Source organism: Pseudomonas sp. (genome assembly GCF_033723075.1).
Classification (GTDB): Bacteria; Pseudomonadota; Gammaproteobacteria; order Pseudomonadales; family Pseudomonadaceae; genus Aquipseudomonas.
Window position 1 is genome coordinate 42,455 of record NZ_JAWVXU010000022.1, and the last position, 26,936, is coordinate 69,390.

Below are 26,936 nucleotides of genomic sequence, written 5' to 3' on the forward strand. Positions count from 1 at the left end.
GGGCATGTGCTGCATGCCCATCACTCGAAGCGGAGGGTGGTTGATGAGCACGCACAATGAGTTGGCCGTGGTTGTTGGTGCAACTGGCGCCTTTGGCCGACAGATTGTTGCCCGTCTGTGTGCCAGTGGCGTGGATGTCGTAGCCGTCGCGCGCAGCATGACGGCACTCAGTGAGCTGGCCAGTTTGCATCCCGGTCTGATTCCCTGCGTCGCCGACATCGCCAGTGATGACTCGGTTGCGCAGATTCGGAATGCACTGGATAGGCCGGTACGGATGATTGTCCATGGCCCCGGCGTGGCGGTAGTCGGCGGCATTCTCGATGCGCCCACTGCAGCTCTGGTGGATGCAGTGAATATCAAGGTCGGCGGCTTGTTGCGACTGACCCGGGCGGTGGATGAGCTTCTGGTGAAAGGCTCGCGGCTGGTCGCGATCGGCGGCCACTACGGCTTTGAGCCAACGGCCTATGCCGCATCTGCAGGAATTGCCAATGCGGCGCTGGTCAATGCCGTACGTCAGCTCAGTTTGGCCTATGGCGCGCGCGGGGTGACCGCACACCTGATTGCTCCGGGGCCGGCGGACACCGAACGCTTGCACCGCGTGGCTACCGACCGTGGTCGGCAGCGTGGCGTCAGTGCAGTGACGGTGTTGCAGGAGATGTGTGCGGAGTCCTCAATCGGTGCATTCACCACACCTGCGCAAGTGGCCTGGGCGGTGAGCCTGTTGCTGGCGCCAGAGGCCGATGCAATGACGGGCTCTACCTTGATGCTGGACTCCGGTCGGCGTCGTGGTTTGCCGTGAGTGTATCCAAGTCGAGCTGTCAGGTAATAAAACCAAGAAATTTTGCGAGATCGCCAATATGCCAGTCGTGAACTTCCACCTTATGGAAGGCCATTGCTCTGCCGAGCAAAAAGTTCGGTTGCTCAAGGCCGCTTCGCAGCTTTACAGCAAGGTGTTGCGCTCCCCCATGGAGCGAGTACGGGCATTTATCACGCTGCATGCGGCGGATGAGTTCGCCGTGGCCGGCGACACTGCCAACGCCAACGGTCTGCATGCGCCGTACTTTGACTTCATCGTGCTGGAAGGGCGTCCGCTGGACGAACGTCAGCAGCTGATGGCCGGGTTCACCACGTTGCTGGTCGACATCCTGGCGGTTGATCGCAGTTTCGTGCGCGGCCGATGCATCCGCGTAGAACCGCAGGACTGGTCCATCGGAGGGCTTGGTGCCGATGTACTACGCGAGCAGGAGATCAGTGCTCGTGCCGCCAGGCTTGGAGCCGCCGGATGAAAACCAAGGAACTGTATTGCGATGAAATAGCCACCCTGAACTGGGTGGGTGCTTCGCTTGCTGTTGAGTCGGCACTAAGCCGCGCCGAGCGACTGGGGGCCAAGGTCAATGCGGCGGTCGTCGATCGCCACGGTAATACCTTGGCCTATTTGCGCATGAGCGGAGCCTTTCTACATTCCGAGGGGCTGGCAATCGACAAGGCCTATACCGCCGCCAGTTTTGGCTTTGCAACCAAGGAGTGGATGGACAAGATCGGTGACGATGAGCGATTGCGCATTGGTATCACCAGCCGTCCGCGTCTGGTGGTGCTTGGTGGAGGTGTTCCCATCATGGTTGACGGCATCTGTATCGGCGGTATTGGCGTCTCGGGTGGTACCGAAGCACAAGATGAGATTTGTGCCAATGCCGCTTTAGAAGCCTTGGGACTTTCGCCAACAGTCACTTCCACTAAGTGAGAGCGAGCCATGAAACATCAGGTCTTAATCGAAGATACCGGGGAGTACTATTCCTGCGATGAGCGGGAGTCTGTTCTGGATGGCATGGCTCGTCTTGGCCGTCGTGGCATTCCAGTAGGCTGCCGTGGAGGCGGGTGTGGAGTTTGTAAGGTGCAAGTTATTGAGGGCTTTTTTGAGGCAAAGGCGATGAGCCGGGCGCATGTCAGTGTGGAAGAGCTGGCTGCCGGCACGGTGTTAGCTTGTCGTGTAATGCCGCACAGCGACTTATGCGTACAGGTTATTGGCAAGATGAAAAAGGCAGTTTGTAAGAGCCACGAAGGGCTGCTGGGGACTCACGATTCTTCAAATAAAAGCTGTGACGATTGAGCTTTTTTGGCGTGGTCGCCAGAACGAGGGATTTAAGAAGTTAGGCGGCGGCAAAAACTGAGTGCAACACCTGACCTTTCCGGTACGGTGCTGCCCCTATGTCTTATTCCGAACTCAGCGTTGAAGAGCGCGCCACCATTCAACTCGGTCATGCCCAAGCCTTCAGCCTGCGTAGGATTGCCTGCTTGATCAACCGATCCCCTTCGACCATCAGCCGGGAGCTGCGCCGCAATCGAGACGCCTGCGGCGGCTACTCGGCCCGTGTGGCCCAGCAGCAGATGCAGGCCCGCCGCCAGGTTTGTCGACCAATGCGAAAGCTGTTGCCGGGTAGCGAGCGCTTCGAGTTGGTGGCCCATATGCTGCGTGAGCGTTTGTCTCCCGAGCAGATTGCCGGCAAGCTGCGCAGCATGAACATTCCCAGCCTCCGAGATGCCTACGTCTGCCGCGAGACGATCTATAACGCGATCTATGCCTTGCCGGTCGGCGAACTGCGTAAGGAGCTGATCATCTGCCTGCGGCAAAGCAAGACGACGCGCAGACCGCGCTCTGGCGGCGTGGATCGGCGCGGCCAGATCCCTGAGATGGTTAGCATTCATGTGCGCCCGCCGGAGATCGAAGACCGGCTGATGCCGGGGCATTGGGAAGGCGACCTGATCAAGGGTAAGGCCAACGCCTCGTCTGTAGGCACGTTGGTGGAGCGCACCAGTGGCTACCTGATGCTGGTGAAGATGAATGATGCGACGGCAACCATCAGCGATGGAGGGCTTCAGTTCGGCGCTCAATGGCATGCCGCTGTCGATGCGCAAGAGCGTGACCTACGACTAGGGCCGAGAGATGGCGCGGCATGCTGAAATCACCCAGCAGACCGGCGTGGCAATTTACTTCTGCGACCCGCACAGCCCCTGGCAGCGCGGCAGCAACGAAAACATCAACGGTCTGATCCGTCAGTACCTGCCCAAGGGCACGGACTTGTCGGGACACAGCCAAGAACAGTTAAATGCCATTGTCTTGCAACTGAATATGCGCCCCCGTAAGCGCTTCGATTTCAAATGTCCGATCGAAATGATGGGTGACGTGATGCAAAAGGCCATGGCTATGCGGCACGATGCACCCACTTCAATTCAATAACCGTGTTGCACTCAGCTCCTGCAACCGCCCTTGGTTTACTTCAAATCCCTATCTTCCCGCCATACTTGTAAACGCTAAGCCCCTGATTTCTATAACGACTTCAGGGGCTTTTGTGTTTCTGGTGTGCTGGTTAGGACAAAATCAGGGCAAAAACTGCGTACTGCAGGCCGCTTCATTCCGGTCTAGGCCTCCCTAAACCCCATCATCTGCGAAACCATTTTTGCCATGCTCTTAGTGTCCGTTGGAATCCAGCGCCCGTAGTGTTTCTTGACCATCGTCGTGTCAGTGTGCCCAAGTTGTCGTGCCACCCATTCGATTTGAACGTAGCTTGAGAGCGCCTGGCTGGCGAATGTATGCCGGCACTGATTGGCTCCACGATGCCTTACTCCTGCCTTCTTCAAGTGTGCAGTGAACCACTTGCTGACGGTTTTCCCGTTCCAGACTGCGCCTCCGACGGAGTTTCGAAAAAGCAGATGTAGCACTTCTTTCTTCTTGGTTATGTTGTCGCGTTGGGTTATGAGCAGTTCTTCAGGTTCCGTCTTGGTCTGCGCGTTGACTATCATCTTTAGCAGTTCAAGCGCGGGATCAATCAACTCCACAATTCGTGTTCGCGAACGCTCCTTCGGTACCTTGTATTCCCCAACAACCAGCGCTCTGCGAACATGGATCACGCCCGCTTCTAGGTTCAGATCCTCAGCGGCGAGCGCGACTAGCTCTGACAGCGATAATCCAACCCAGCAATTGAACAGGATCATCCGAACATCCGTAATTCGCTTAGGATCGGCACTCTCTATAAGTGCCATCTCATCACGGGTAAAGGGATCGGCGTGTTCGCTTTCGTCGTCAGCTTCGATGTTGGAGATACGATCAAGTGGATTAGATTTCAGGAGCCCATCACTAAAGGCGTGTGCCCACACGCCACGCACAACCGTGAAAATATCATTCACTGTTTTCGGTGATAGGCCGCTCTTCAGTAGGTGGGCCTGGAATAGCTCTAGATCACTTTTGTTAATGTCCACGATCCGGCGTTTACCAAACCTGGCATCAACGTGTTTCGACTTGCTGGCATAGTTGATGACGGTGCTGGGGGCTTTCCTTGCGCGCATTATCTCCATCCAGCGAACGATGCCTTGAGCCACCGTTCTTTTAATGTCAGGTCCGCCTACACCACTGAATATTGCTGCGCGCGGTGACATTGGGAAATGCATTGCATAGTCAAAACGACCCTCTTTTATTTCAATAATAATCGTACGACGCTTATTCTCGGCGTAGGCAATGCTGGCTTTGTTGATCTTGGCGATGCCGCTTATGGGTTCGCGGCAGCGTTGGCCGTTGAGCATGAACGATATCCGCAACTGGTTACCGTTCAGCTCAATTCCCTTCGGAAGTTTTTCCGTCACCGCGGGCCTTCCTGCATCCACTCCTCAATGGCTTTGCGGCTGAATACGATGCGGCGAGCTGGATCCCAGCGCCACTGGTTGCCCTCGAGCCAAATTCCATTAGCACGATATTTCCGTGCCGCCTCGGTTGTGATTCCGAATACAGGTTGCAGAAGGTCTTGGCGAAACCACTAACCGGTAACAATTTGTACAAGCGGTTTCTCGATTTTATCCATGATGGCATCCTGAGTTCATTAGCGGGTGGTGCCTATATGCTGAATATTTTTTTGCGTGGTGTATGGCCTATCTATACCCAAAATGGGGTCAGATACAAAACTGCCGTTAGCTCGCCAGCGAGGTATGGGCGGGGGGGTTATTAAGCTCAAAGGCCCGCTGGCCGCCCCCGGCATGTTCGCTGACTATTTTTTCTTTTCCGATAGCTGTGTTGGTCGTGATGGCTACCGGCGGAGCGCACTACCTGCGCAAATCCAGAGACACTGGTCATCTATCGTTCCAATTTTTTTGCGGCGAATATTTCACCTGCGCTGGTTAGCGATAGGTCCGATAGAGATTTGCATTGCAATGGTTGCAGGCATGTACCCGGCGCTGATCATTACGCGCCTCTAAACCGAACTGGCGGATGCTGCGAGAGCCGCAGTAACAGCAAGCGCTGCCATTTCGGCTGTTGCGACTGAGTGGGTTCCGTTGATTGTATTTGTCGACAACAGGTAGCCCTAGCCAGCCGCGATGAATGCGGTCGCGCTTCTGCTGTTTAAGCTTCACAGACCAATACATCAAGCCAAGGCCTAGAATGATGAGCGCAGCGATCAGTTTCATATCGTTCTCCCCTATGGTTTTATGAGTGGTCGCGAGCTTGGAGGGCGGATTGCTCTGCGCGTACAGCGTTGTCCTGATCCTGCCACTGCTTCTGGATGCGCTGACTGGCTGTTGCTTGTGCCGGGAGCAGGGGGCGATAGCCATTGGCAATAGCAGTGAGTGCAGTTTCCTGTCCGGCCTGAGCCAAGTAGTGCGTTGGGGCCGTCAGGAATTTTGAGAGCAAAATAGCGAGCAGTTCCGCGATGTGTGCTTTGAAGTAAACATCTGCCCAAGCATCGAGATGTGCTGGTTGGATGGCGTCGAGTTGAAGTGAATTTTGATATTTCATTGACTGGCTCCGTCTGGGTTACGGATTCCAGTTTCCTTTGCTTTCGAAAAGTGCAAGCCCAGTTGCTGGAGCACTTCCGAGGCGCTCTGCATATTGTCTATCTGGCCTTATAGAAATAAGGCTTGAGCGGTGGCGAGAGGCCACCGCTGCGAGTGCAAGCCAGAGGTAAATTGTCCGGCGAGCGCTTATGGTTCGATAAACAGGTATTGCTTACCTTGGTTCATGATCGACCGCGGTGCGACACCTGCCAGGCCAGGGCTGTAGATATAGAGCCACGCAGGAAGTTGCTCGGACATTTTCAGCGTCATTTGCACATCCTCTGCCTTGGCATGCCCACCCCAGGCACCGATGAAGATCGGTCCATATACCTTGCGCTTGGTTTTCATGAAGGGTGGTGCATCGACCAGGTTTGGGGTGTGATCCGCTACCAAGTCGAATAATTGCACGTAGGCGTGCACTGGGCTGCCTTCTCCATAGGGCTGGCCCAGTATGTAGCGCACTTTGTTCCCAAGTAGCTTCTGCCGTTCTTCCTCATTTCGTGCGTGCACGTTGGCACTGGCTTCAATAAATGCCTTTGAGCTGATGTTGACGGCCTCATCCGCAGTGGCAGCTACGTCTTCTGGAACCCAGGCCACAAACTGGATGTTTGCCGAGATGCTGCGTGGCGTGAAGCCGCTCAGCAGGAGCATCGTAGGGTCGCCAGAGGCCATCAGCTGGGCAGCACCCGCCACGGTATTGTCGAGATTTCTGCCATCGCCTGCGCCATTCCGGCGAGCCATCATTTCGGTGTATTTGGCTTTCGGTATGTCTGCTGCGGGAACACTCATGGCATCAGCAATCATCAGCGCCTCTGAAGGTATGCCTGTTCGGGGCATAAGGCCGCATCCGGACATAAGCAGGGCAAGGGTGGTCAAAACGGCTATTCGCAGCATTTGTTTTTCCTTACGGCTGGTATTTCGTTGGATTCTTCCGAATGATTCAGTGAGGTCTGGGCGCCTAGACATGGAGTACCGGCCAAAAAACAGCCGCCGTCAGCAAGCAGCCAGCTGCCCAGATTGCCAGCGGCATTCGTAGCAGTGCTGTGGTTTGGTATAGCGGAATACAGATGAGATTTTGCTTGTAGCCCTTGTAGATGAAGCGAGCCCATAGCAGTGGAGCCGATTGAAAAACCAACAGCAGACCGACTCGCCAGCATGCCATTTCGATCAACTGGCTGGAGTTATCGTTGGGTCTGATTTCCAGGTAGGCCACCCTTACCGTCACTATTAAAGCTGCAGCCAGAACTAACAGGCTACAAGAGAGCAGGTGCCTCCAGATCGCCGTGCCTATTCTTTCGGGTGTCATGATGCTCATTGAGTATCTCCGTTGAAGGGGATATTCAGGTGAACATGACTTTACGTTTATGCAACACCCCAAGGGCCAAGCCCTTGGGTATCTGAAGGCACCGGTCATGAGTCAGTGAAATGAGCGGTCTGGTCACCGAAACCTGCACCACATTGCGAAACTGCCGCTCAGAAGAACATTCCCGCAGAAGGTCGCGAAACTGCCACTCAGAAGAAATACTGACGCGGCGGTCTTTGAGAAGTGCATGACTGGGCGCATCGAGCATTGCTCGAGCACTTTCCAGGTGTCGGAGGTGGACACCCTGCGTGAAAAAAACACCTGCTGTTCAAGGCGGACGCTGGTGTGTTGGCTGGTGTTTCAGTGGCGGTTGAGGCGGGCGACGAACTTTATATTGGCGCATACACCGGTGACCATTTATTGCGGTTGCAAGATTAGCTGGCGGTTCGGTAAAGCCTCAATGGCGGCGCAGGTATCCTGCGCCTAGCGATTGATGGCGTATTTGGCCACCCGATTCTCAACAGTGATGCCCATGCAGTAGCAGTTGCAGACGTCCTACAGGCCGCCGCTGATCACGCTGTGGCCAGTTTGGCGTGGCCTATGAGTAGACCGGTACGGGCGCCTGGCATGACGTAGGGCGCAAGACTCATGTTCTCCATGCCGCCGGCAATGATCACCTCGGCATCGCCGCAGCGAATCGCCTGGGCACCCAGGTGCAGGGCCTTGAGGCCCGAGCGGCAGACCTTGTTCAGGGGCAGCGCCGGTACCGCATGGGGGCGGCCCGCGAGGATCGCCGCCTGGCGTGCCGGGTTCTGCCCGCTGCCTGCGGTCAGCACTTGGCCGAGGATCACTTCGTCGACCTCGGCGCCGTTCAGACCGGTTTGCTCCAGCAGGCGGCGGATCACCGCAGCGCCCAATTCGGGGGCCGGAATACTTGCCAGCGCACCCTGGAAGTTGCCGACGGCGGTGCGGGTGGCGGCGACGATGACGACTTCTTGCATGAGAACTCCTCGCGTGTGGGCATTTCCTGAGGTTCAGGAAGTCAGTCGAATAAGATTCGCAGTGGGGTGGATGCGGCAACCCACCATGCGCAATGCCAGTTGCGAATACTTGATTACGATATCGTCGGCACTCAGGGGGCCGTCGGCCTTGTACCAGGAACAGGCGTGGGTCAGGGTGTTGAACAGGATGTGGGCGAGTAGCTTTGGCTCGTCGCAATCGAACAGTCCTTCACCGATACCCTGTTCGAGGATGACCTGTATCTCGCGAAGATAAGCGCGGCGTGCTTGTCTGACGATCTGCAGATCTTCGCTGTCCAGACTGCGCAGTTCCATGTTGCCAAGCACACCTTGTTCTTTCCTGAGCAGGTGGTAGCGCACGTGGAAATCTACGAAGGCCTGTAGTGTCATGTCGGCCCTGGAATGCATGGGTTTGGATTGTCGCCATGCGTGCAAGAGTTCTTCGAGGTAGCCGAGTACCAGGCTGGCCAACAACTCCTTTTTGCCTTGGTAGTAGAGATACAGGGTGCCCGGATTCACTCCGGCCTGGGTAGCCAGCTGGCGCAGGCTCATCGATTCGTAGCCGATCTTCGAGATCAGTTGAACCGCCGCTTCGCGGATGGCCTGTTCAGTCTGCGGGGTATCTCTGATGGTGCTCTTTGGCATGCTGCTCAAGCCAGTGTTGACGGGCTTGCTTCCCGCTCATGGAAGCCGTGAAAGGAGGCGAAGTTGGCGACCTGTTCGCGTGGCGTTTCCATCCTGTTTTCCGGGGCCTCGCGGTCTTCGTGACCGAGGGCGATGCCGCATACCAGGATGTCGTGGTCGGCGAGCGGTACGTGCCGCCGAACGATCTGGTGGTACCAGGCGAATGCCGCCTGAGCGCAGGTATGCAGGCCTTGGCCGCGGGCGGCTAGCATAATGTTCTGGATGAACATGCCAAGATCCATGAAGCTGCCGGTGTTGAGCCTGCGATCGAGACTGATCAGCACGCCAACCGGGGCGTCGAAGAATTGGTAGTTGCGCAGCATCTGCTGATTGCGAGCGGGCAGGTCGTCGCGTTCGATGCCAAGCGCTTCATACAGATCGAAACCGACTGCTCGGCGTCGTCCCTGGTAGGGCTCGAACCAGTTGTCCGGGTAGTAGTGGTACTCGGCGCTATGCTGTTCGGCCTGGGTTGTCGCGGCGGTGTGGAGGTCGGCGCACAACGCCTGCTTGGCTTGGCCGCTCACTACATGAACATGCCAGGGCTGGACGTTGTTGCCGCTGGGGGCCCGCGCGGCCACTTGCAAAATGTGCTCGACCACGTGGCGGGGAATGCTCAGGGGCAGGAAACGGCGAACCGATTTGCGTGAGCGGATGGCGGCATCTACATGCATGGGCAGAATTCTCTATGTCATGCGGGGGAGCGGGTCGCAGGACCCGCTCCCGGTGGTTTATCGGCGGATTACCAAAATTTGAAGGTATAGCCGACTATCAGGCGATTCTCGTCGATGTCGGTGGTGTGGCTGCCGCGGTAGGCGACGTTGCGCCAGCGCAGGCTGACGTCCTTCAGCGGGCCGCTCTGGATGACATAGCCCAGGTCGAGGTCGCGTTCCCATTCTTTGGCGTTGGCCCCGCCGATCGTGAAGTTGTCGCCGCGGACATAGCGGGTCATCAGGGTCAGGCCGGGAATGCCGGCCGCGGCGAAGTTGTAGTCGTAGCGCAGTTGCCAGGAGTCTTCCTTGGCGCGGAGGAAGTGGTGGTAAGTCACGGTGTTCAGTGCCCAGGGATCGGTGCCGCCGCCGATGAAGGGTTGGCCGGTCTTGCCACTCTGGTCCTGATAGGCGAAGCCCAGCGCATGGCCCTGATAGGCGAGGGTGAGCATGGCACCGAGGTTGCGGTTGTCGACCGTGGTGTTGCCTTCCTTGTCGCTGTCAAAGTAGCGGATATCCGATTTCAGGGTCAGGCCTTCGGTCAGCGGCAGGCTTTGGATCAGGTTGCCGTAGTGCTGGTTGTAGTTGTCTTCCAATTCAGCATAGAAATAAGTGCCGGTCAGGTTGGGCAGCGGGGTGTAGCTGGCGCCAGCGTAGTTGAAGCGGTCGCTGGCCGCGCCACCGCCAGCCAGTCCGCCACCCTCGGCGAAGGCAACCATTTTCATGTCTTCGTAGTTTGTCGAGTCGCGCAGGCGGGTGCCGCTGAATTGGCCTGCGGTCAAGGTCAGCTTGTCAACATCCTTGGACACCAGTTGCGCACCCTCGAAGGTTTGTGGCAGCAGGCGGGTGTCGTTACGAAAGGCGATCGGCAAGGTCGGCGCATGGGTGCCGACGGTCAGCAGGCTGTCTGCGAACCTTGCCTTGGCGGTCAGACCGAGGAAACTGAACTCGTCGGAGACTTCGCCATCCTTCTGCACTTGCAGGGCTCCTGTGCCGCTGGTGCCTTGGCCCGAGTCCAGTTTGACGCCGAGCAGGCCGAGCGCGTCGACGCCAAAGCCGAGCGTGCCTTCGGTAAAGCCCGAGTTGTAACGCAGCATGAAGCCCTGTCCCCAGTCTTCGGCCTTGTGCTTGCCGCCGACGTTATCGCGGAAGTCACGGTTCATATAGAAATTGCGAGTTTCCAGGGTGAGTTGGCTGTCCTCGACGAATTCGCCGTGGGCGATCACTGGCAATAGGCAGCCGCTCAGGAGTAGCAGGCGTGGGGTCGTGCGGTTGTGGTGGTGAGGAAGAAGCATGTTGTTTACCTGTAGTTGTTTTTGTTGAGAGGTTCACAAAGGGTTCTGGTACCGCGAATGGCCGTGGCTTGTGGGGCGCGTGACGGCAGTTGCAAGGCACGTTGAAAGCCTAATTTTTTCGACCATAAATATCAATATGATGACATAAAATTGTTGTTGCTCGGCGCGAAAGCAAGGCACCTAATTTTCTCAACATGATGAATTTAAACAATAAAAAACTTTTCATATTTTTTGTGAGTTATATTTTTAGGTAAATAGCTTTTCTTATTTTTGGCGGGCACGAAAATCCGGCTCCCCGTCGCCGGGGAACCGAAAGGGGCCGCTCAGTTGCTGGGAGTTGCCGAGGTGGATGTGATCAACGCAGGTTGCGTTGCACGAATTTCTGCAGATAGCCGACGATGCCGGCGCGAAACAGCAGCACGCAAAGCACGAAGATGCTACCGAGGATCACGCTCATCCAACTGCCCAGCACGCTGCCGCCGAGGGCGTGGTGCAGCCAGACCACCAGGCTGGAACCGAGTACTGGGCCGAGCAGAGTGCCGACACCGCCGAGCAGGGTCATCAGGATCACCTCGCCGGACATGTGCCAGTGTGCGTCGGTGAGGCTGGCGAACTGGAACACCACGGTCTTGGTCGAGCCGGCCAATCCCGCCAGCCCGGCGGAGATGACGAAGGCCAGCAGCTTGTAGGCGTTGACGTTGTAGCCGAGCGACAGCGCGCGCGCTTCGTTCTCGCGGATGGCGCGCAGGATCTGGCCGAACGGCGAGTTGACCGTGCGCTGGATCAGCAGGTAGCCGAACAGGAACACCGCCAGCACGAAGTAGTACATGACCAGATCGCTTTTCAGGTCGAACAGTCCCAGCAACTGGCCGCGAGGGACGCCGTGCAGGCCATTTTCGCCACCGGTGAAGGGCGCTTGCAGGTAGATGAAGAAGGTCATCTGCGCCAGCGCCAGGGTGATCATGGCGAAATAGATGCCCTGACGGCGAATCGCCAGCACGCCGAACAGCAAGCCGAGCAGGGTGGCGGCGAAGGTGCCGCCGAGGATGCCCAGCTCTGGCGTCAGGCCGCTGTAACGGGTCAGCAGCCAGCCGGTGATATAGCCGCCGGTGCCGAGAAACGCGGCATGCCCGAACGACAGCAGGCCGACATAGCCCAGCAGCAGGTTGAAGGCGCAGGCGAACAGGGCGAAGCACAGCAGTTTCATCAGGAAGATCGGGTAGGCAACGAAGGGCGCGACCAGGGCGATGGTCAGCAGTGCCAGGCCCAGGTACAGCTGCTTGCGTTGCCGCGAGCGTTGCAGGGCATCTTGGAAGTGGGTCGTGGTCATGGTCATGCCTCTTTGCCGAACAGGCCGTTGGGTTTGATCAGCAATACCAGCACCATCACCAGGAAGATCACCGTGGTCGCCGCTTGCGGGTAGAACACCTTGGTCAGTCCTTCGATCAGGCCCATGGCCAGTCCGGTGACTACCGCGCCGACGATCGAGCCCATGCCGCCGATCACCACCACGGCGAACACCACGATCAGCAGATTGGCACCCATGCCTGGCGAGACGCTGTACAGCGGCGCGGCCAGTACCCCGGCGAAGGCCGCCAAGGCCACGCCGAAGCCGTAGGTCACGGTGATCAGGAAGGGAATGTTGATGCCGAACGCCTGCATCAGTTGCGGGTTCTCGGTGCCAGCGCGCAGGTAGGCGCCGAGGCGGGTCTTCTCGATGATCAGCCAGGCGGCGAGGCAGACGCTCAGGGCCGCGACTATGACCCAGGCGCGGTAGGTCGGCAGGTACATAAAGCCGAGGTTCAGTGCGCCGCGCAGCGCCTCCGGGGTCGGGTAGGCGTTGCCCGAGCTGCCGTACAGGTTGGTGAACAGGCCCTGGATGATCAGGGCCAGGCCGAAGGTCAGCAACAGGCTGTAGAGGTGGCTTTCGCCGGCGATGGGACGCAGCAGGAAGCGTTCCAGGGCGCAGCCGAAAAGCCCCACTAGGATCGGCACCAGTAGCAGCGCGGTCCAGTAGTCGATGCCGAAGTGACGCAACAGCAACAGGGCTAGGAAGGCGCCGAGCATGTACTGCGCGCCATGGGCGAAGTTGATCACCTTGAGCAGGCCGAAGATGATCGCCAGGCCCAGGCTGAGCAGGGCGTAGAAGGCGCCGTTGATCAGGCCGAGCATCAGCTGGCCGAGCAGCGCGGCCGCCGGAATATCGAAGAATGTCAGGTTCATACTGTGCTCCATCCCGTGGCTAGCCGGGATGCCCAGTGGCATCCGAGCTCGCTCAAGCGGTTGTCAGGACTTATTGACCAGCTTGCATTTGCTTTCCGAGAGCGGTCGGAAGGCTTCTTCACCGGGGATAGTGCGAACGATCTTGTACAGGTCCCACTCGCCGGTGGATTCAGCGGGCGTCTTCACCTGGGCCAGGTACATGTCGTAGACCATGCGACCGTCCTCGCGGATGTAGCCGTTCTTGGTGAACATGTCGTTCACCGGGGTCGCGATCATCTGCTTGCGCACCGCCTGCGCCTCGTCGCTGCCGACCGCCTTGACCGCTTCTAGGTAGTGGCGGGTGCTGGAGTAGATGCCGGCCTGGACCATGGTCGGCATGCGCTGGGTGCGTTGGTGGAAGCGCTGCGCCCAGGTGCGGCTCTCCTCGTTCTGGTCCCAGTACCAGCCGGTGGTCAGTTGCAGGCCTTGGGTGGCTTCCAGGCCGAGGGCGTGCACGTCGTTAATGAACACCATCAGGCCGGCCAGGTTTTGCCCCGAGTCGGTCAGGCCGAACTGCTTGGCGGTGGTGATGGCGTTGACCGTGTCGGACGCCGCGTTAGCTAGGCCGATGGTGTTGGCCCCGGAGCTTTGAGCCTGCAGGATGTACGACGAGAAGTCGCTGGATGCCAGCGGGTGACGGGTCTTGCCGACCACTTTGCCGCCGGCCTCGGTGACGGTGCGCTCGACGTCGGCTTCCATGGCATGACCGAAGGCATAGTCGGCGGCGAGGATAAACCACTTGTCGCCGCCCTCTTTAACGATGGCCTTGGCGGTACCGTTGGCCATGGCGTAAGTGTCGTACACCCAATGAATATGGTTGGCGGTGCAGTATTCATTGGTGATTGCAGAAGACGCGGAAATCGATACCAGGCCGAGCTTGTTGTTTTCTTCCAGGATGCGCGTGACGGCGATGGTCACCGCCGAGGACACCAGGCCCGCAACCATGTCGACGTTGCGCCGGTCAATCCACTCGCGGGTGGTGTTGGCGCCGACATCCGGGCTGTTGCGATCGTCGGCGCTGATCACCACGATCTTGTTGCCGTTGATCGCCCCGCCGAAGTCTTCGATGGCCATGTTCAGCGCTTCCAGGCCGCCGGGGCCACCGAGGTCGCGGTAGGCGCCGGACATGTCGGCCAGGTAGCCGATGCGGATTTCCTTGTCGCTGATCTCGGCGCTGGCACTGCCTGCGGCGATCAGAGTCAGGGCTGCGATCAATGGTTTTATTGTTGTTTTACACATATGACTCTCGCTCTCTTGGATTTTCAGGCGCAAAGGGGCTCTCTGGCCTGGGGGTAAACAAGCCGGTTACTGGTTTTTTTGTGCTGCCGGTGTGGCGCTATACGCCCAGCTGTCGGTGCAACAGATCCATCTGCCCGGGCAGTTCGGCGGCGCTGATTTCCTCGATGATCTGGCCGTGCTCGATCAGGTAGTGGCGGTCGGCCAGGGGCGCGGCGAAGCGGAAGTTCTGTTCGACCAGAATGATCGTCAGGTTCTTCTCCTTGAGCTTGAGCAGCACCTCGGCGAGCTTCTGCACTATCACCGGGGCCAAGCCTTCGGTGATCTCGTCGAGCAGCAGCAGGTTGGCGCCGGTGCGCAGGATGCGCGCCATGGCCAGCATCTGCTGCTCGCCGCCGGACAGGCGGGTGCCCTGGCTGCGGCGGCGCTCGTAGAGGTTGGGGAACATTTCGTAGATCTCGTCGAGGCTCATGCCGCCGCTGCGCACGGTCGGCGGCAGTAGCAGGTTTTCCTCGACATCCAGGCTGGCGAAGATGCCGCGCTCTTCCGGGCAGTAGCCGGCACCCAGGCGCGGGATGCGAAAGGGCGGCAGGCCGATGGTCTCCTTGCCGTTGATCATGATCGAGCCGGTACGCCGACCGACCATGCCCATGATCGACTTGAGAATGGTGCTGCGCCCGGAGCCGTTGCGGCCGAGCAGGGTCACCAGTTCGCCGCGATGCACCTTCATGTCGACGCCGTGGAGGATGTGCGATTCGCCGTAGAAGGCGTGCAGGTCGGACAGGCGCAGCTGTTCCGGTGCCGGCGTATGCAAGTCAGACATGCTCGACCTCCTTGCCCATATAGGCCTCGCGTACCAGCGGGTTGGCCGACACCGTGGCGTAGTCGCCTTCGGCCAGGACGCTGCCGCGCGCCAGCACGGTGATGCGGTCGCACAGGCTGCTGACCACGTGCAGGTTGTGTTCGACCATCAGCACGGTGCGGCCGACGGCGGCCTTGCGGATCAATTCGACCACCCGCTCGACGTCCTCGTGGCCCATGCCCTGGGTCGGCTCGTCGAGCAGCATCACCTTGGGATCCAGGGCGAGGGTGGTGGCCAGTTCCAGTGCGCGCTTGCGCCCGTAGGGCAGTTCGACGGTCTTGCGCGCGGCGAAGTCCTGCAGGTCGACCGCTTCCAGCAGCTGCATGACGCGCTGGTTGAGGTGATCAAGCGAGCTGGCCGCTTTCCAGAAATGGAAGGAGGTGCCGAGCTGGCGTTGCAGGGCCACGCGCACATTTTCCAGCACGCTCATCTGGCCGAATACCGCTGAGATCTGGAAGGAACGCACCAGCCCCAGCCGGGCGATCCGGTTGGGCGGCAGCTTGCCGATCACCTGTCCCTGATACAGCACCTCGCCACGGGTGGCCGGCAGGAAGTGGGTCAACAGGTTGAAAACCGTGGATTTACCGGCGCCATTGGGGCCGATCAGGGCATGGATATGCCCTTCTTGTACCTGAAGATCGACCGAGTCGACGGCGGTGAAGCCATTGAACTCCTTGGTCAATCCCCGTGTTTCGAGGATGACATTGCTCATCGGTATGCTCTTCCTGCCAGGTGTTAGTTGTTTTTATCTAACCGGCGCCCATGCCACATGACATGGGGTAAAACCCTTACCGCTGGGAGCGGAGGCAGGAAGGGAAGATGCGTCGAGCTCGCTATTCTTCCGGCCTGTCCGGCTGCCCGTTGCCAAGGGACACCTTGGCCAAATCGACATGCAGCTTGGTGAGAAAGTGCAGCAGGCTGACGCTGTCGTCGAAACTGAAGCCCTTCAACCCCTGCTGGTAGAACTCATAAATCCTGTCCTGTAACGATTCCCAAAAAGCCTTGCCGGTGTCCGTCAGTTGCACCAGGCGCGCGCGGCCATCGTCGGGATGGGGGATGCGCACCACATGGTTGTCGCGCTCCATACGCTTGAGTACGCCATCCAGGCTCTGCCGGCTGACCACCAGGTACTCGGTCAGCTCATTGAACGAGATGCCCTGTTCGTATCCGCTGCGGGACAGGGCACCGAGTACCGCCCATTGCACGGTGCTGATACCCATCTCGTTCTGTACCTGCCGCTGCAGGGTGTTTCCCGTCTGAAACAGTCTGAAGAACAGGCGGTTGGGTATTCCCTTGGTTTCGTTGTTGGTCATTGCTATTCCTTGTTGATCCGGTAGGCCGCTCGAGGTTATGACAACACCCTGCCTGCCGGAGTAAACAAGGCGTCACTTGGGAACGAATTCCCGGGCGATGATGTTTTTCATGATCTGTGCGGTGCCGTCGCCGATTTGCAGGCCAAGCACATCGCGCAGGCGCTGGGAGAATGGCAGGTCCTCGCCGTAGCCGGTATGGCCGTGGGCCAACAGGCACTGCTTGACCACATCGAACGCGAGCTTCGGTCCCCACCATTTATTCATCGCCGCCTCGGCATTGTGTGGCAACTTGTTGTCCTTTAGCCACAGCGCGTAGTAGCACTGCAGGCGGGCGGCGTGTACATAGGTCTGCAATTCGGCCAGCGGATGGGTCAGGCCCTGGAAGGCCGAGAGGTTCTGGCCGAAGGCCTGACGCTCGGTCAGCCACTGCCAGGTTTCGTCCAGCGACTGCTGGGCTATCGCCAGGCACTGCAGGCCGATCAGTGCACGGCTGTAGTCGAAGCCCTGCATCACTTGTTTGAAGCCTTTTCCCTCATCACCCAGACGATGGCTTACGGGTACTTCCACGTTGTCGAAGAAGATCGAACCGCGGCCGATTGCGCGCTGGCCGGCGTCTTCGAAACGGGTGGTGCTGATGCCTGGCAACGTCATCGGTACCAGGAAGGCACTGATGCCGTTGGCTCGCGACTCCTGGGTGCCGGTGCGGGCAAAGACCACGGCCACGTCGGCCTGGTCGGCCATGGAGATCGAGGTCTTCTCGCCGTTCAGCGCATAGACGTCTCCTTTGCGTTCGGCCTTCAGGCGCAGGCTGGCCGCGTCGGAACCACCGCTGGGCTCGGTCAGGGCGATGCAGACGATTTTCTGCCCGGCGGTGATTGCGCTCAGCCACTCTGTGGCCAGCTCCGGCGAGGCGTGCTGGGCGATGATCTGGCCGTTGAGCGAAGCCAGCAACGGGATATAGCCGACGTTGAAGTCACCCTTGGAGATTTCTTCGATGATGATGCCGGCGGTGACGCAGTCCAGGCCGCTGCCACCGAATTCTTCCGCGAGTTCGCCACCGAGCAGACCCATTTCGCCCATCTGCTGGATCACCGAGCGTTCGATGTTGCCGTCGCGATCGCGTTTGCGATAACCCGGCGCAAGTACATCGGCACTGAAGCGCGCAACGCTGTCACGAATGGCGTTCTGTTGTTCATTGAATGCAAAATTCATGTTTCTCTCCAAGCCTGGGCTGGGGCGCGCCGACAGCGTGGGCTGCCGACAACGGGATCACTTGTAGAACTTGCGGAAGTCCGGCTTGCGTTTTTCCTTGAACGCAGCGGTGCCTTCCTTAGCTTCGTCGGTGTCGTAGTACAGGCTCAGGGCCTGCATGCCGAGGCCGCCGATGCCGGCGATGTTCTCGCTGTCGGCATTGAACGAACGCTTGGCGATGGACAGGGCGGTCGGACTCTTCTCGAGGATCTCGTCGCACCACTTCTGCACTTCGGCATCCAGCTCTTCGTGGGGGACCACGGAGTTGACCAGGCCCCAGTCCAGTGCCTGCTGGGCGGTGTACTTGCGGCACATGTACCAGATCTCGCGGGCGCGCTTCTCGCCGATCACGCGCGACAGGTAGGCGGTGCCGAAGCCTGGGTCGACCGAACCGACCTTCGGGCCGACCTGGCCGAAGATGGCCTTGTCGGAGGCGATGCTCAGGTCGCAGACCACGTGCAGCACGTGGCCGCCACCGATGGCGAAACCGTTGACGCGGGCGATCACCGGCTTGGGTACCGCACGGATCAGGCTCTGCAGTTCCTCGACCGGCAGGCCGATGATGCCGCGACCGTCGTACTGGCCGGCATGGGCACCCTGATCACCGCCGGTACAGAACGCTTTGTCGCCGGCGCCGGTGAACACGATGACGCCGACTTGCTTGTTCCAGCCGGCGCGGTTGAAGGCGTCCAGCAGCTCCATGCAGGTCTGGCCGCGAAAGGCGTTGTAGCGATCCGGGCGGTTGATGGTGATGGTGGCGACACCATCGACTTCGGTGTACAGAATGTCTTCGTAGTTCATCGAGGTTCTCCTGGTTAGCCGGCCATGGTCAGGCCGCCGGACACGGAAATAACCTGTCCGGTGATGAAGTTGGCGTCGTCGCTGGCGAGCAGGGCGATGATCCCTGGGTAGTCTTCCGGCTGGCCGAGGCGGCGCATCGGTACCGCGTTCTTGAAGGCTTCCAGGAGTTTTTCCGGGTTGCTCGAAGTGTCCGCCACGCTTTTCAGCAGGGCGGTGTCGGTCGGGCCGGGGCAGACCACGTTGACGCTGACGTTCTTGGTCGCCAGTTCGCGGGCCAGGGTTTTCGACAGGCCGACCAGGCCGGCCTTGCAGGCGGCGTACACGGCTTCGCCGGAAGAGCCGACGCGGGCGGCGTCGGAGGCGACGTTGATCACCTTGCCACCACCGGCGGCGAGGATCTTCGGCAGCACCACGTGGTGCATGTTCAGGGCGCCGGTCAGGTTGATCGAGATCAGCTGTTGCCACATGGCCGGTTCGGTCTTGAGGAAGGGCATGAAGCGGTCGAAGCCGGCGTTGTTGACCAGTACGGTCGGCACGCCGAGGTCGTTTTCGATGGCCGCCACGGTTTCGACGATGGCGGCGTAGTCGGTGATGTCGGCGGCATAAGCCTTGGCCTTGCCACCGGCTTCGCTGATCAGGTCGACGGTGGTTTGCGCAGCATTGGCGTCACGGTCGAGCACGGCTACCAGGCTGCCTTCTTCAGCGAAACGCAGGCTGACCGCGCGGCCGATGCCGCCGCCGCCGCCGGTGATGATTACGGTTTTTCCAGTTAGACCTTTCATACAGCAGTCCTCTGATCGTGTTGGTGTGGTAAGGGGTGAAGGTGTCGCTTAGCGTTTGTTGCCATTCAGGCGGATGCTTTGGGCCTGTTCGCGCAGCTTGAATTTCTGGATCTTCCCGGACGGGGTGCGCGGCAGGGCGGGCAGCACTTCCAGGTATTCCGGCAGGTAGTTCTTGGTCAGGCGCTGCTCCAGCAGGAAGGCCACCAAATCTTCCAGGGTCAGGCTGGAATGGCCCTCGTGCAGGGTCACGTAGGCGCAGACGCGCTCGCCGAGACGATCATCCGGGCAACCGACCAGTGCGACCGCAGAGATTGCCGGGTGCTTGTAGAGCAGGTTCTCGATCTCCACCACCGGCACGTTCTCGCCACCGCGGATGACCACATCCTTGGTGCGCCCGGTGATGCGGATATAGCCCTGCTCATCCATGCGCGCCAGGTCGCCGGTGGCGAACCAGCCGTGGTCATCCACGCCGTACAGTTCGGGGCGCTTGAGGTAGCCGACGAACAGGCTGGCACCGCGCACCATCAGGTTGCCCTCGGTGCCGTTGGCCACGATCTGGCCGTGATCGTCGATTACCTGCACCTCCATATAAGGAAGCGCCACACCGTCGGTATGGATGGCGCGGTCGGCGGCGTCCTCGGGACGGGTCATGGTCACCGCGCCGTTCTCGGTCATGCCCCAGGCGGAGATGATCTGTGCACTCACCGCGCTGCCGGCTTTCTCCACCAGGGCTTCGGGAATGGGTGCGCCGGCGGCGACGAAGATGCGCAGCGAGGCGAGTGCGTCGCGATGGCTTGGCGCGACCTCGATCAGGTCGGCGAGGAAGGGCGTGGAGGCCATGGTGAAGGTCGGCTTTTCCGCCGCCGCGACCTTGACCGCATACAGCGGGTCCCAGGTGTCCTGCAATACAGCGGTGGTCTGCAGGTAGATCGGCATCATCAGGCCATAGAGGAAGCCGGTCTGGTGCGCCATTGGCGAGGCCATGAAAATGATGTCGTCGCTGTTCAGGTGCAGGCGCTCGGCATAGGGGCGCACGTTGCTGAACAGGGTGTTGGAGGTGTGCAGTACGCCTTTCGGCTCGCCGGTGGTGCCGGAGGTGTAGAGCAACTGAACCACATCGTCGCCGTTCAGGCGGCGTTCGGCGAACAGCGCGCGGGTGTCGATACGCTCTTCCCAGGGCTGCTCCAGCAGCACCTGCTCGAAGCAGTTGGCGCTGTCGTCGCCGCCAATCACCAGTACATGCTCAAGGTTGGGCAGTTCACTGCGCATTCCTTGCACCATTGCCGCGTAATTGAAGCCGCGGAAGCTGTGCGGGATCACCAGCACGCGGCTCTGGGCGTGGCCGAGCATGAAGGTCAGCTCACGCTCGCGGAAGATCGGCATCAGTGGGTTGAGGATGGCGCCGATGCGCACACAGGCCAGGTGCAGGGCGGTCATCTGCCACCAGTTGGGCAGTTGGCATGACACTACATCTGCTTTTTCCACGCCGAGACTTGCGAGGCCTGCTGCCATGCGAGTGACGATCCGGTCGAGTTCGCGGTAGCTCAGTGTGGTGCGTTGATCTTCACTCACCCGGTAGGCAATCAGTGCGGCCGAGTCAGGGCTGCTGGATACGGTCTGGTCGAGATGATCTGTAATGATCATGTCATTCCAGGCGCCAAGCTCGACCATGGCCGAGCGGCGTTGCGCATGCATGTTTGTGCTTATTGTCATGATTTGCACCACTTTCACTAGGTATTTTTTGTTTTGGTCGGCGATGGACTGACCTTTCCGATGGAATGAAGATACGCCTTCGATTTTTATTATGTCAACATGTTGTCTTTATTTTTTTCTGTGGATAGACTCGCTAGCAAGTGCCCGGGCCGTGCAGTCGATCGACAGACCGCACGGCCGGGTTCCGGCGGACAACGACCGATGCGCTCCGCCACCGTCAGATAAGCAGCAGTGGGGAATGTCATGGCCTACAACAACATCCTGATCGAACGGCATGAGAGCGTCGGCCTTGTCCGGCTCAACCGACCGGCGGTGCATAACGCGTTGAATGGCGCTTTGATGAGCGAACTGGGCGATGCGTTGCGTGGCTTCGAGCGCGATAGCGGCATCCGCGCCATGGTGATCACCGGCAACGACAAGGCATTCGCCGCCGGTGCCGATATCGCCGAGTTGCAGTTCAAGGGCTTCTCCGATGTCTACCTGGAAGACTTCGTGACCGCCAACTGGGAGGAGGTGACCCGCTGCCGCAAGCCGGTGATTGCCGCGGTGGCCGGGCTGGCGCTGGGCGGTGGCTGCGAGCTGGCGATGATGTGCGACCTCGTGATTGCCGCCGACAACGCCCGCTTCGGTCAGCCGGAGGTGAAGGTCGGTACCTTGCCGGGTGCCGGCGGCACCCAGCGCCTGACCCGCGCGGTGGGCAAGGCCAAGGCAATGGATCTGTGCCTGACCGGGCGCTTGATGGACGCGCAGGAAGCTGAGCGCAGCGGCTTGGTCAGCCGCGTGGTGCCGGCGGCCAGCCTGCTCGACGAGGCGCTGCAGGTGGCCAGGCAGATCGCCGGCTATTCGGCCATGGCAGTGAAGCTGAACAAGGAGGCCGTCGACCGCGCCTTTGAAACCACCCTGGCCGAGGGCGTGCATTTCGAGCGTCGCCTGCTGCATGCCAGCTTCGCCAGCGAAGACCAGAAGGAAGGTATGCAGGCTTTCGTGCAGAAACGCCAGCCGCTATGGAAACACCGCTGACCTCTGTCGGTCGGCGATCCCTGGCTCTTTTCCTTCAGAGCAGAGCCACAGCAGCGCGACAACAATAAAACGCAGGCGCAAGCGCTTGTAGGAGCTGTCAGATGTCTTCTCCCGTACAACTGTCCCGTGAAGGGGCCGTGGCGGTTATCCGCGTCAACAACCCCCCGGTCAATGCCTTGGGCCAGGCCGTGCGTGCCGGCCTGCTGGAGGCCTTCGCCGCTGCCGAGGCAGATGCCCGGATCAAGGTCGTGGTGCTGTTCTGCGCCGGCACTACTTTTATCGCCGGGGCCGATATCCGCGAATTCGGCAAGCCGCCGCAAGCGCCGTTCCTGGCGGACGTGACCCAGGCCATCGAGAATTTCAGCAAGCCTTCGCTGGCGGTGATCCACGGTTCGGCGCTCGGCGGCGGACTGGAGGTCGCGCTGGCCTGTCACTATCGCATTGCCCGACGCGATGCCCGCCTGGGCCTGCCCGAGGTCAAGCTCGGTTTGTTGCCGGGGGCCGGCGGCACCCAGCGTCTGCCGCGAGTGGCTGGGGTGGCCTTGGCACTGGAGATGATCGTCGGCGGTGAGCCGGTTACGGCCGCCGAGGCCGAGCGCACAGGCATTGTCGACCAGTTGTTCGATGGTGACTTGCTGGCCGCAGGTCTGGCATTCGCCGAGCAACTGCTGGCCCAGGGCGCAGGCCCACGACGCAGCGGCGAAGCTGCTGCCTGTTTGACCTGCGGGGTGGATAACGCGGCCCTGCTGGAAGCCAAGCGCTGCGAAGTCCAGCGTTCGCTGCCCGGGCTGTTCTCGCCCCTGCGCTGCATCGCGGCAATTGAAGCGGCAACCGTATTGCCGTTGGCGGAAGGGCTCAAGCGCGAACGCAAACTGTTTCAGGAGTGCTTGCAATCGCCACAGCGCCTGGCGCTGGTGCACAAGTTTTTCGCCGAGCGGCAGGCAGGCAAGATCAAAGGCTTGGATACCACCGTCGAAACCCGCCCGATCAGCTCGGTAGCGGTGATCGGCGGCGGCACCATGGGCGTTGGCATCGCCCTGAGTCTGGCCAGTGCCGGGCTGCCGGTGAAGCTGCTGGAGCTCGACGCGGACAAGCTGGCCACGGCCCTGCAACGGGCCGCCACTACTCTGGACAAGAGTGTGCGGCGCGGCAGCCTGAGCGAGCAGGCCATGCAGCAGCGCCTGGCGCTGATCGAGGGCGTGACCGATTATGCCGCGCTGGCCGAGGTGGATCTGGCCATCGAGGCGGTATTCGAGGATATCGCCGCCAAGCAGACGGTCTTCGAGGCGCTGGGCCGGGCGTGCAAGCCCGGCGCTATCCTGGCCAGCAATACGTCATCTCTCGACCTCGACCGTATTGCCGCCTTCACCCGCCGCCCGCAGGATGTGGTCGGCCTGCATTTCTTCAGCCCGGCCAACGTCATGCGCCTGCTGGAAGTGGTGCGCGGCGCGCAGACCAGCGCTACGGTGCTGGCTAGCGCCATGCAACTGGGCAAGCGCCTGAAGAAGATCGCCGTGGTGGTCGGAGTCTGCGATGGCTTCGTCGGCAACCGCATGGCCCTGCACTACATCCGCGAGGCCGAGCTGCTGGTGGAAGAGGGGGCCAGCGTGCAACAGGTGGACGCCGTTCTGCGCGAGTTCGGCATGGCCATGGGGCCGTTCGCCATGCTCGATATGTCCGGGCTGGATATCTGGCAGCACATGCGCCAACGCCAGCGCGCCACGCTGAGCGCCGGGCAACGCCTGCCGAACCTGCTCGACCGCCTGTGTGCGGCCGGGCGCTTCGGACAGAAGAGCGGTGCCGGCTTCTACCTGTATCCGGATGGTACGCGCACGCCGCAACCTGATCCCGAACTCGACGAGCTGTTCTCGCGCCCGCAGTCGGACATCGATCCGCACAGCCTGCTGCAACGCCCGCTGTATGCGCTGATCAACGAAGGCGCGCGGATTCTCGAAGAGGGCATCGCCCAGCGCGCCAGCGATATCGACGTGATCTTCCTCACCGGTTACGGCTTCCCGGCCCATCGTGGCGGGCCGATGTTTTATGCCGACCAGATCGGCCTGGACAGGGTGCTGCACGGCATCCGCGAGTACCACCGGTGCTTCGGTGCCAACTGGCAACCGGCCCCCTTGCTCGAGCGCCTGGTCGCTGCGGGCAAGACCTTTGCCGAGTGGGATCAGCAAGGCTGAACCGGCCGCAGTCGGCCGGTTTTCACACCTATCGAGGAACCTGTAATGGACATCAATTACACCCCTGCCGAACTCGAATTCCGCGAGGAGGTGCGTGCCTTCGTCCGCACTGCGCTGCCGGATGACATCGCCGCCAAGGTGCGCCTGGGCAAGCACCTGAGCAAGGACGACCACCTGCGCTGGCAGCGCATCTTGGCCAAGCGTGGCTGGTATGCCGCCAACTGGCCGGTGGAGCATGGCGGTACCGGCTGGAGCGTGGTGCAGAAGCACATCTTCGAAGAAGAATGTGCGACCTTCGGCGCGCCCCGGCTGATCTCCTTCGGCGTCAATATGGTCGCCCCGGTGATCATCAAGTTCGGCACCCAGGCGCAGAAGGATCACTACCTGCCGCGCATCCTCTCCGGTGAGGACTGGTGGTGCCAGGGCTACTCCGAACCAGGTGCCGGCTCCGACCTGGCCAGCCTGAAGACCCGTGCGGTGCGCGACGGCGATGACTACATCGTCAACGGCCAGAAGACCTGGACCACCCTCGGCCAGCACGCCAACATGATTTTCTGTCTGGTACGCACCGATCCCGAGGCCCAGCAGCAGCGCGGCATCTCCTTCCTGCTGATCGACATGGCCAGCCCCGGCATCACGGTGCGGCCGATCATCACCCTGGATGGCGATCACGAAGTCAACGAGGTGTTCTTCGACAACGTGCGCGTGCCGGTGGAGAACCGGGTGTTCGAGGAAAACAAGGGCTGGACCTGCGCCAAGTACCTGCTCACCCACGAGCGCACCGGTCAGGCTGGCATCGCCCAGTCCAAGGCGGCCCTGGCCCACCTCAAGCGGGTCGCGGCAAGCGAGCTGCGGGGCGGCCGTCCGTTGCTCGACGATCCGCTGTTCCGCGTCCAGGTGGCCGAGGTGGAAATCCAGTTGCTGGCCATCGAGATGAGCACCCTGCGCATCCTCGCCGCCGCCCAGGCCGGCGGGGTGCCGGGTGCGGAAAGCTCGATCCTGAAGATCAAGGGCTCGGAAATTCGCCAAGCCATCAGCCACCTGCTGCGCAAGTCGCTCGGTGCCCATGCGCTGCCGTTTGTCGAGCAAGAGCTGGACTTCGACTACGCCGGCGAGCTGTTGCATACCGACTACAGTGCCGCCCCTGCCGGCCAGTATTTCAACCTGCGCAAGCTGTCGATCTACGGCGGCTCCAACGAAATCCAGAAGAACATCATCGCCAAGATGATTCTCGAACTCTAAGGGAGGCCCGAGCATGGACTTCACACTCAGCGAAGAGCAGCAGATGCTGCAAGACACCGTGGTCCGTCTGGCTCGCGACAGCTATAGCTTCGAACAACGCGAGCAGTTCTACCGCAGCGAGTTAGGTTTCAGTCAGGCGTTCTGGCAACAGCTCGGCGAACTGGGCCTGTGCTCGGTACCGATCGCCGAGGCCCATGGCGGCTACGGCGGCAGCGGCGTGGACAACCTGCTGATCATGACCGAGCTGGGCCGCAACCTGTGCCTGGAGCCATTCCTGCATTCGCAGATCCATGCCGCCGGCCTGCTGCAGCAACTGGGTAACGACCAGCAGCGCGAGTCGTTGTTACCCCAGGTGGCCAGTGGCGAATTGCAACTAGCGGTGGCCCTGGAGGAAAGCCAGAGTCACTACCAGTTGCACGACGTGCAGGCCCGCGCCGAAGCCGTGGACGGCGGCTGGCAACTGTCCGGGCACAAGGTGGTGGTGATCGGCGGGCACAGCGCCGGACTGATTCTAATGTCGGCACGTACAGCGGGCAGCCCGCTGGACGAGCAGGGCATCAGCCTGTTTCTGCTTGATCCAGCCAGTGCTGGCGTGACCCGTCACGACTACCCCTGCATCGATGGCCCGCGTGCCTGCGATCTGCAGCTGGACGACGTATTCGTCACCGCTGACAGCCTGCTCGGCGAGCCGGGCAACGCCCTGGCGGCGCTGCGCTATCAGCAGGGGCGTGCCATCGCGGGTCAGTGCGCCGAGGCGGTGGGGGGCATGGAAGAAGCCTTCCGCCTAACCCTCGACTACCTGAAAACGCGCAAGCAGTTCGGTGCGCCGATCGGCAAGTTCCAGGTCCTGCAGCACCGCATGGCCGATATGCGTGGCGAACTGGAACTGGCCACCTCCATGGCCATTCTCGCCGCCTGTGTGGCGGATGAGGCCAATAGCGAGGAGCGTACTCAGCGCCTGGCCGCAGCCAAGTTCATCGTCGTGCGCGCCGCGCGTTTTATCGCCGAGCAGGCCATCCAGCTGCATGGCGGAATCGGTATGACCTGGGAATACAACCTGGCCCACCACGCCAAGCGTCTGGTCATGCTCAGCCACCAGCTGGGTGACGACGACCATCATCTGCAGGCCTACGCCGAACTGCTGAAAAGCGCCTGACTCATCAAGAGGACTGTTTCATGAAAGTACTAGTCGCGATCAAACGAGTGGTCGACTACAACGTCAAGGTTCGCGTCAAGGCGGACAACTCCGGCGTTGATCTTGCCAACGTCAAGATGTCGATGAATCCCTTCTGCGAAATTGCCGTGGAAGAAGCGGTACGCCTGAAAGAAAAGGGCGTGGCGAGCGAAATCGTCGTGGTGTCGATTGGTCCGACTGCCGCTCAAGAGCAGCTGCGTACCGCTCTGGCGTTGGGTGCTGATCGCGCCATTCTGGTCGAGTCG

The 26,936-nt window shown here is 60.5% G+C and carries 27 protein-coding genes and 3 pseudogenes; 10 read left to right on the forward strand and 20 right to left on the reverse strand.

Annotation, left to right across the window (positions count from 1 at the left end; all coding sequences use genetic code 11):
• Positions 1-43: 43 nt before the first annotated feature.
• The 5 genes and pseudogenes from R3355_RS20790 to R3355_RS20810 all read left to right on the forward strand — a co-directional run bounded on the left by R3355_RS20790 (position 44) and on the right by R3355_RS20810 (position 3,235).
• On the forward strand, positions 44-799 hold the full coding sequence (locus tag R3355_RS20790; RefSeq protein WP_318962943.1) for an SDR family oxidoreductase: 756 nt from the start codon (positions 44-46) through the stop codon (positions 797-799).
• Positions 800-857: 58 nt separating this feature from the next.
• The gene (locus tag R3355_RS20795) at positions 858-1,286 is read left to right on the forward strand and encodes a tautomerase family protein (RefSeq protein ID WP_318962944.1); all 429 of its coding nucleotides are present in this window, start codon (positions 858-860) and stop codon (positions 1,284-1,286) included.
• Entirely contained in the window at positions 1,283-1,741 is a 459-nt protein-coding gene (locus R3355_RS20800; RefSeq protein ID WP_318962945.1) for a heme-binding protein, read from the forward strand. Before R3355_RS20795 ends, R3355_RS20800 begins: the two co-directional genes overlap by 4 nt.
• A 9-nt stretch (positions 1,742-1,750) precedes the next feature.
• Positions 1,751-2,107: a 2Fe-2S iron-sulfur cluster-binding protein gene (locus tag R3355_RS20805; RefSeq protein WP_318962947.1), complete on the forward strand. Its 357-nt coding sequence runs from the start codon at positions 1,751-1,753 to the stop codon at positions 2,105-2,107.
• 98 nt (positions 2,108-2,205) lie between these two features.
• Positions 2,206-3,235 (forward strand): annotated as a pseudogene (locus tag R3355_RS20810) (IS30 family transposase).
• 182 nt (positions 3,236-3,417) lie between these two features.
• Here R3355_RS20810 and R3355_RS20815 read toward each other — a convergent pair.
• From R3355_RS20815 to R3355_RS20910, 20 genes and pseudogenes are all read right to left on the reverse strand, one after another.
• Positions 3,418-4,635 carry an Arm DNA-binding domain-containing protein gene (locus R3355_RS20815; RefSeq protein WP_318962948.1) on the reverse strand — a complete coding sequence of 406 codons (1,218 nt, stop codon included), beginning with the start codon at positions 4,633-4,635 and terminating at the stop codon, positions 3,418-3,420.
• Positions 4,632-4,805, reverse strand: a pseudogene (locus tag R3355_RS20820) (DNA-binding protein); the annotation flags it as partial. The gene R3355_RS20815 and the pseudogene R3355_RS20820, both read right to left, overlap by 4 nt.
• Before the next feature lie 358 nt (positions 4,806-5,163).
• Positions 5,164-5,451, reverse strand: a complete 288-nt coding sequence (locus tag R3355_RS20825) for a hypothetical protein (protein ID WP_318962949.1) — start codon at positions 5,449-5,451, stop codon at positions 5,164-5,166.
• A gap of 19 nt (positions 5,452-5,470) precedes the next feature.
• On the reverse strand, positions 5,471-5,779 hold the full coding sequence (locus R3355_RS20830) for a hypothetical protein (protein WP_318962951.1): 309 nt from the start codon (positions 5,777-5,779) through the stop codon (positions 5,471-5,473).
• Positions 5,780-5,964: 185 nt separating this feature from the next.
• Positions 5,965-6,711: a hypothetical protein gene (locus R3355_RS20835; RefSeq protein ID WP_318962953.1), complete on the reverse strand. Its 747-nt coding sequence runs from the start codon at positions 6,709-6,711 to the stop codon at positions 5,965-5,967.
• Positions 6,712-6,775: 64 nt separating this feature from the next.
• Positions 6,776-7,132, reverse strand: a complete 357-nt coding sequence (locus R3355_RS20840) for a hypothetical protein (protein ID WP_318962955.1) — start codon at positions 7,130-7,132, stop codon at positions 6,776-6,778.
• Positions 7,133-7,606: 474 nt separating this feature from the next.
• Positions 7,607-8,121, reverse strand: a pseudogene (locus R3355_RS20845) (beta-ketoacyl synthase N-terminal-like domain-containing protein); the annotation flags it as partial.
• A gap of 33 nt (positions 8,122-8,154) precedes the next feature.
• A complete protein-coding gene (locus R3355_RS20850; RefSeq protein WP_318962956.1) occupies positions 8,155-8,784 on the reverse strand; it encodes a TetR/AcrR family transcriptional regulator in 630 nt (209 codons plus the stop codon).
• Between the two features lie 5 nt (positions 8,785-8,789).
• Entirely contained in the window at positions 8,790-9,494 is a 705-nt protein-coding gene (locus R3355_RS20855; RefSeq protein WP_318962957.1) for a nitroreductase, read from the reverse strand.
• Positions 9,495-9,562: 68 nt separating this feature from the next.
• The gene (locus R3355_RS20860; protein ID WP_318962959.1) at positions 9,563-10,825 is read right to left on the reverse strand and encodes an OprD family porin; all 1,263 of its coding nucleotides are present in this window, start codon (positions 10,823-10,825) and stop codon (positions 9,563-9,565) included.
• A 355-nt stretch (positions 10,826-11,180) separates the two neighbouring features.
• On the reverse strand, positions 11,181-12,155 hold the full coding sequence (locus tag R3355_RS20865; protein ID WP_413243552.1) for a branched-chain amino acid ABC transporter permease: 975 nt from the start codon (positions 12,153-12,155) through the stop codon (positions 11,181-11,183).
• 2 nt (positions 12,156-12,157) lie between these two features.
• Entirely contained in the window at positions 12,158-13,048 is an 891-nt protein-coding gene (locus R3355_RS20870; RefSeq protein WP_318962962.1) for a branched-chain amino acid ABC transporter permease, read from the reverse strand.
• Positions 13,049-13,111: 63 nt separating this feature from the next.
• Positions 13,112-14,326: an ABC transporter substrate-binding protein gene (locus tag R3355_RS20875; protein ID WP_318962964.1), complete on the reverse strand. Its 1,215-nt coding sequence runs from the start codon at positions 14,324-14,326 to the stop codon at positions 13,112-13,114.
• A gap of 97 nt (positions 14,327-14,423) precedes the next feature.
• Positions 14,424-15,146 (reverse strand): ABC transporter ATP-binding protein, encoded by a 723-nt coding sequence (locus tag R3355_RS20880; RefSeq protein WP_318962966.1) that lies wholly within the window; start codon positions 15,144-15,146, stop codon positions 14,424-14,426.
• Positions 15,139-15,897 (reverse strand): ABC transporter ATP-binding protein, encoded by a 759-nt coding sequence (locus R3355_RS20885; RefSeq protein WP_318962968.1) that lies wholly within the window; start codon positions 15,895-15,897, stop codon positions 15,139-15,141. Before R3355_RS20885 ends, R3355_RS20880 begins: the two co-directional genes overlap by 8 nt.
• Before the next feature lie 121 nt (positions 15,898-16,018).
• Complete coding sequence (locus R3355_RS20890) at positions 16,019-16,498, reverse strand: MarR family transcriptional regulator (RefSeq protein ID WP_318962969.1); 480 nt, start codon at positions 16,496-16,498, stop codon at positions 16,019-16,021.
• A 72-nt stretch (positions 16,499-16,570) separates the two neighbouring features.
• A complete protein-coding gene (gene aliB / locus R3355_RS20895) occupies positions 16,571-17,710 on the reverse strand; it encodes a cyclohexanecarboxyl-CoA dehydrogenase (RefSeq protein ID WP_318962971.1) in 1,140 nt (379 codons plus the stop codon).
• Between the two features lie 57 nt (positions 17,711-17,767).
• Positions 17,768-18,550 carry an enoyl-CoA hydratase-related protein gene (locus tag R3355_RS20900; protein WP_318962973.1) on the reverse strand — a complete coding sequence of 261 codons (783 nt, stop codon included), beginning with the start codon at positions 18,548-18,550 and terminating at the stop codon, positions 17,768-17,770.
• Between the two features lie 14 nt (positions 18,551-18,564).
• On the reverse strand, positions 18,565-19,332 hold the full coding sequence (locus tag R3355_RS20905) for an SDR family NAD(P)-dependent oxidoreductase (protein WP_318962975.1): 768 nt from the start codon (positions 19,330-19,332) through the stop codon (positions 18,565-18,567).
• A 48-nt stretch (positions 19,333-19,380) separates the two neighbouring features.
• Positions 19,381-21,045, reverse strand: a complete 1,665-nt coding sequence (locus tag R3355_RS20910; RefSeq protein ID WP_318962976.1) for a cyclohexanecarboxylate-CoA ligase — start codon at positions 21,043-21,045, stop codon at positions 19,381-19,383.
• A 243-nt stretch (positions 21,046-21,288) separates the two neighbouring features.
• Between R3355_RS20910 and R3355_RS20915 the strand changes: the two genes are divergently transcribed.
• The 5 genes from R3355_RS20915 to R3355_RS20935 form a co-directional block, all read left to right on the forward strand.
• A complete protein-coding gene (locus tag R3355_RS20915) occupies positions 21,289-22,065 on the forward strand; it encodes an enoyl-CoA hydratase (RefSeq protein ID WP_318962977.1) in 777 nt (258 codons plus the stop codon).
• Between the two features lie 101 nt (positions 22,066-22,166).
• Entirely contained in the window at positions 22,167-24,254 is a 2,088-nt protein-coding gene (locus tag R3355_RS20920) for a 3-hydroxyacyl-CoA dehydrogenase NAD-binding domain-containing protein (RefSeq protein ID WP_318962978.1), read from the forward strand.
• Between the two features lie 45 nt (positions 24,255-24,299).
• Positions 24,300-25,496: an acyl-CoA dehydrogenase family protein gene (locus R3355_RS20925; protein WP_318962979.1), complete on the forward strand. Its 1,197-nt coding sequence runs from the start codon at positions 24,300-24,302 to the stop codon at positions 25,494-25,496.
• A gap of 13 nt (positions 25,497-25,509) precedes the next feature.
• Entirely contained in the window at positions 25,510-26,652 is a 1,143-nt protein-coding gene (locus tag R3355_RS20930; protein ID WP_318962980.1) for an acyl-CoA dehydrogenase, read from the forward strand.
• A 20-nt stretch (positions 26,653-26,672) separates the two neighbouring features.
• The coding region (locus R3355_RS20935; RefSeq protein ID WP_413243553.1) for an electron transfer flavoprotein subunit beta/FixA family protein at positions 26,673-26,936 on the forward strand (264 nt) is incomplete at its 3' end.

What these genes read in the sequence shown, in the direction of transcription:
- R3355_RS20795 (WP_318962944.1), top strand. Translation starts at nt 858, where the DNA reads ATGCCAGTCGTGAACTTCCACCTTATGGAAGGCCATTGCTCTGCCGAG.
- R3355_RS20885 (WP_318962968.1), bottom strand. Translation starts at nt 15,897, where the DNA reads ATGAGCAATGTCATCCTCGAAACACGGGGATTGACCAAGGAGTTCAAT.
- R3355_RS20900 (WP_318962973.1), bottom strand. Translation starts at nt 18,550, where the DNA reads ATGAACTACGAAGACATTCTGTACACCGAAGTCGATGGTGTCGCCACC.
- R3355_RS20800 (WP_318962945.1), top strand. Translation starts at nt 1,283, where the DNA reads ATGAAAACCAAGGAACTGTATTGCGATGAAATAGCCACCCTGAACTGG.
- R3355_RS20920 (WP_318962978.1), top strand. Translation starts at nt 22,167, where the DNA reads ATGTCTTCTCCCGTACAACTGTCCCGTGAAGGGGCCGTGGCGGTTATC.
- R3355_RS20890 (WP_318962969.1), bottom strand. Translation starts at nt 16,498, where the DNA reads ATGACCAACAACGAAACCAAGGGAATACCCAACCGCCTGTTCTTCAGA.
- aliB (WP_318962971.1), bottom strand. Translation starts at nt 17,710, where the DNA reads ATGAATTTTGCATTCAATGAACAACAGAACGCCATTCGTGACAGCGTT.
- R3355_RS20865 (WP_413243552.1), bottom strand. Translation starts at nt 12,155, where the DNA reads ATGACCACGACCCACTTCCAAGATGCCCTGCAACGCTCGCGGCAACGC.
- R3355_RS20840 (WP_318962955.1), bottom strand. Translation starts at nt 7,132, where the DNA reads ATGAGCATCATGACACCCGAAAGAATAGGCACGGCGATCTGGAGGCAC.
- R3355_RS20915 (WP_318962977.1), top strand. Translation starts at nt 21,289, where the DNA reads ATGGCCTACAACAACATCCTGATCGAACGGCATGAGAGCGTCGGCCTT.
- R3355_RS20835 (WP_318962953.1), bottom strand. Translation starts at nt 6,711, where the DNA reads ATGCTGCGAATAGCCGTTTTGACCACCCTTGCCCTGCTTATGTCCGGA.
- R3355_RS20875 (WP_318962964.1), bottom strand. Translation starts at nt 14,326, where the DNA reads ATGTGTAAAACAACAATAAAACCATTGATCGCAGCCCTGACTCTGATC.
- R3355_RS20870 (WP_318962962.1), bottom strand. Translation starts at nt 13,048, where the DNA reads ATGAACCTGACATTCTTCGATATTCCGGCGGCCGCGCTGCTCGGCCAG.
- R3355_RS20925 (WP_318962979.1), top strand. Translation starts at nt 24,300, where the DNA reads ATGGACATCAATTACACCCCTGCCGAACTCGAATTCCGCGAGGAGGTG.
- R3355_RS20830 (WP_318962951.1), bottom strand. Translation starts at nt 5,779, where the DNA reads ATGAAATATCAAAATTCACTTCAACTCGACGCCATCCAACCAGCACAT.
- R3355_RS20910 (WP_318962976.1), bottom strand. Translation starts at nt 21,045, where the DNA reads ATGACAATAAGCACAAACATGCATGCGCAACGCCGCTCGGCCATGGTC.
- R3355_RS20905 (WP_318962975.1), bottom strand. Translation starts at nt 19,332, where the DNA reads ATGAAAGGTCTAACTGGAAAAACCGTAATCATCACCGGCGGCGGCGGC.
- R3355_RS20850 (WP_318962956.1), bottom strand. Translation starts at nt 8,784, where the DNA reads ATGCCAAAGAGCACCATCAGAGATACCCCGCAGACTGAACAGGCCATC.
- R3355_RS20860 (WP_318962959.1), bottom strand. Translation starts at nt 10,825, where the DNA reads ATGCTTCTTCCTCACCACCACAACCGCACGACCCCACGCCTGCTACTC.
- R3355_RS20855 (WP_318962957.1), bottom strand. Translation starts at nt 9,494, where the DNA reads ATGCATGTAGATGCCGCCATCCGCTCACGCAAATCGGTTCGCCGTTTC.
- R3355_RS20930 (WP_318962980.1), top strand. Translation starts at nt 25,510, where the DNA reads ATGGACTTCACACTCAGCGAAGAGCAGCAGATGCTGCAAGACACCGTG.
- R3355_RS20790 (WP_318962943.1), top strand. Translation starts at nt 44, where the DNA reads ATGAGCACGCACAATGAGTTGGCCGTGGTTGTTGGTGCAACTGGCGCC.
- R3355_RS20825 (WP_318962949.1), bottom strand. Translation starts at nt 5,451, where the DNA reads ATGAAACTGATCGCTGCGCTCATCATTCTAGGCCTTGGCTTGATGTAT.
- R3355_RS20880 (WP_318962966.1), bottom strand. Translation starts at nt 15,146, where the DNA reads ATGTCTGACTTGCATACGCCGGCACCGGAACAGCTGCGCCTGTCCGAC.
- R3355_RS20805 (WP_318962947.1), top strand. Translation starts at nt 1,751, where the DNA reads ATGAAACATCAGGTCTTAATCGAAGATACCGGGGAGTACTATTCCTGC.